This window comes from Phenylobacterium sp. (genome assembly GCF_030654915.1).
Taxonomy (GTDB): Bacteria; Pseudomonadota; Alphaproteobacteria; order Caulobacterales; family Caulobacteraceae; genus Phenylobacterium.
Genome location: NZ_JAURWM010000029.1, coordinates 1 through 3,083, shown reverse-complemented (window position 1 = coordinate 3,083; position 3,083 = coordinate 1). Strand labels below are relative to the sequence as shown.

Annotated in this window: 3 protein-coding genes; all 3 read left to right on the top strand. The window is 64.5% G+C overall.

All coding sequences use genetic code 11. The annotated features are described in order from the left end of the window. The first annotated feature begins 201 nt into the window (after positions 1-201). Positions 202-447, top strand: coding sequence for an XrtV sorting system accessory protein (locus tag Q7T84_RS01060; RefSeq protein ID WP_304805712.1), 246 nt, complete (start codon positions 202-204; stop codon positions 445-447). Between the two features lie 190 nt (positions 448-637). Continuing rightward, entirely contained in the window at positions 638-2,101 is a 1,464-nt protein-coding gene (locus Q7T84_RS01055; protein ID WP_304805711.1) for an ATP-binding protein, read from the top strand. A 139-nt stretch (positions 2,102-2,240) separates the two neighbouring features. Beyond that, on the top strand, positions 2,241-3,083 hold an 843-nt coding region (gene rfbB / locus Q7T84_RS01050; protein ID WP_304805710.1), incomplete at its 3' end, for a dTDP-glucose 4,6-dehydratase.

Below are 3,083 nucleotides of genomic sequence, written 5' to 3'. Positions count from 1 at the left end.
CGCGCATTCACCTTGAACACGCCGCGACAAACTTCGGGACAACATCTGCTCCAGGCCGGGACTCGGCCGCGTCAAACCAGAGCTTCGGCGCCGGTAAGCTCAGCGGCGGCCCCAGAAACGCATTGCGGCCCCGGGTGTGGTCTGATTTATGCAGGCTTCGCCTTGCTTGGTTTAAAACGGCAATGCTTAGGGGCTGGTGTCTTGCAGACGATCTATGATTGGGTGACGGTCGCGATCTTCGGGGCGCTGATTGTCCTGTTTCTGCACAGGTCCACGGCGCAAGAAGAGCCCAAGGACAACATCCTCCAGTACCTGCCCGCCTGCATCGGCTGCGCGCTGGCCAACTATGTCGGCAATCAGGGCCACGGCGCGATCGCCTTCGGGATCGTCGTGGTTGTGCTGGTCTACATAGCCTATGTTCTGAAGCCCTTTAACTTGAAGTTCTAGGTCGTTGCGCTGCGGCGCTTACACGCCGTCGCGGCAATTAACGTTGACTCAACTCCGCCTCGCTTAAGATTTCGCCACAATCGCCGTGTTTACGGATGGCGGGCAAACGCTGGTCGCCGTAAACCGACGATAGTTCAGATGCACCGCAGCATGCGTGCTTGGAGGCGCCGTGAGTTGGATAAATAGCTTGATGGCGCGCTCGTTCGGGCGAAAGCCGAAGACGACGCCCCAGCCGGGTTTCGTCTTCTCGCCGGCGCCCGCCGCGCGCGAGGACACCATCAACAAGAAGACGGCGGCTTCGACGGCGGCTTTCCCGCGGTTCCAGTCCACCGCCGGCGATCAGCTGAGCCCCAGGCTCAACGACCGCTTCGCCGCCGCCCGTATCAAGCTGCGCAGCGCGTTCACGCCCTCGCAACCGATCACCGACAAGCGGATGTTCGCGGGTCGCATCGACGTCCTGACGACTCTGATCCGTTCGCTCGAGGACCAGCGCGTCCACGTCATTCTCTACGGCGAGCGCGGTATCGGTAAGACCTCGCTGGTCCACGTCCTGACCCAGGCCGCCGAAGAGGCGCGCTACATCGTGGTCTATTGCTCCTGCGGCGCGGGCTCCAATTTCGACGAAATTTTCCGGGCCGTCGCCGCCGACGTGCCCCTGCTGTTCCACCGCGGCTTCGCCCCGACCGCCGACGCGGCGGAAAAGGGTGGCACCCTGGCCGACCTGCTGCCGCCGGGCCCGCTGTCGCCGCGCCTGGTCGCCGACCTGTTCGCCAAACTGACCGGCACGCGCCTGTTGGTCGTGCTCGACGAGTTCGACGTCTGCGAGTCCCCGGACTTCCGCCGCAACATCGCTGAGCTGATCAAGAACCTCTCGGACCGCTCGATCCGCACCCAACTGGTGATCGCCGGCGTCGCCGCCGACCTCACCGAACTGGTCCAGCACATCCCTTCGATCCGCCGGAACATCTTCGCCCTGCAGGTGCCGAAGATGAGCGCGGCCGAAATCAGCCACCTGGTGGAGAACGGCGAAGAAATCAGCGGCGTGACCTTCGACAAGGCCGCGCTGGACTACATCGTCTTCGTGGCCAACGGCTCCCCCTATTTCGCCAGCCTTCTGAGCCACCATTCCGGCCTCACCGCGATCGACAACGGTCGCGTCAAGGTGACGCTGGACGATGTGTCCACGGCGGTCGATCAGGCCCTGGCCGAATTCCGCGGTCGGATTTCCAAGCATTCGCAAGCCCAGATCGACCAAGCCGCCAAGAGCGGCGTGCGGCATGTGTTGGGCGTGATGGCTGGCGCGGCGCTGTTCAACAGCGGCCGCTTCGACGGACGCGACGTGGACGCGCTTTATCCGAGCGCGGCCAATGCGGCGACCTTCAAGGCCACGATCGACGAGTTGGCCGCCAAGCACGTCTTGCTGGAAGTTCATGAGGACGAGTACGGCCGCGGCTATCGGTTCTCCGAAGAGGCCGTGCTGCCCTATCTCTGGATTCTCGCGGCCCAGAAGCGCTTCCTTGAGAACCGCAAGACGGCCGATGTCCGGCTCGAGGTTCCCAAGCCTGGCGACAAGATAGCCGTTGAAAAGCCGCAGCTCCAAGACAAGACCGCCCAGCCGGCCATCACCACCGGCCGGGCCGCGGGGCAGTCCTAACCGGGGCGCGCCCAGCGCCCCGCACATGGGTCCTCGCGCCTCGACGCGGGGGAGTTTATGAAGCGGCCTGTCGCGCCGGCCGGGACTTCCGTCCCGACCTGAGGAACGCGCCTCGCCGGACATATGGGGGAAGTGACCTTTGCGTATTCTCGTCACGGGCGGCGCCGGCTTCATCGGCTCGGCCCTGGTTCGTCATCTAATCGCCAACACCGAGCATGAGGTCCTGAACCTCGACAAGCTCACCTATGCCGGCGATCTGCGCTCCCTCGACGGCGTGGCGAGCAGCAACCGCTACGCCTTCCGCCAGGCCGATATCTGCGACGCCTCGGCGATCCGCGCGGCCCTGAGCGACTTCCGCCCCGAGGTGGTCACCCATCTGGCCGCCGAATCCCACGTCGATCGCTCCATCGACGGCCCGTCGGAGTTCATCCAGACCAATATTCTCGGCACCTTCAACATGCTCTCGCAGGTGCTGGAATACTGGCGCGGGCTAGACGGCACGGCGAAGGCGGCGTTCCGCTTCCACCATATCTCCACCGACGAGGTGTTCGGCTCGCTGGGCGACGACGGCTTCTTCACCGAAGAAACCGCCTACGACCCGCGCTCTCCCTATTCGGCATCCAAGGCCTCGTCCGATCATCTGGTCCGCGCCTGGCACCATACCTATGGGCTGCCTGTGCTGGTCACCAACTGCTCGAACAACTACGGCCCATATCACTTCCCGGAAAAGCTGATCCCGCTGATCATCGTCAAGAGCCTGGCTGGCGAGCCCCTGCCGGTCTACGGCGCAGGCGCCAACGTCCGCGACTGGCTCTATGTTGATGACCACGCGCGCGCCCTGACGCGGGTGTTCGAAGCCGGCAAGCCGGGCGAGAGCTACATCATCGGCGGCCGCGCCGAGCGCACTAACCTCCAGGTCGTCCATGCGATCTGCGACGCTCTCGACCGCCTGCGCCCGCGCGCGGATGGGAAGTCCTATCGC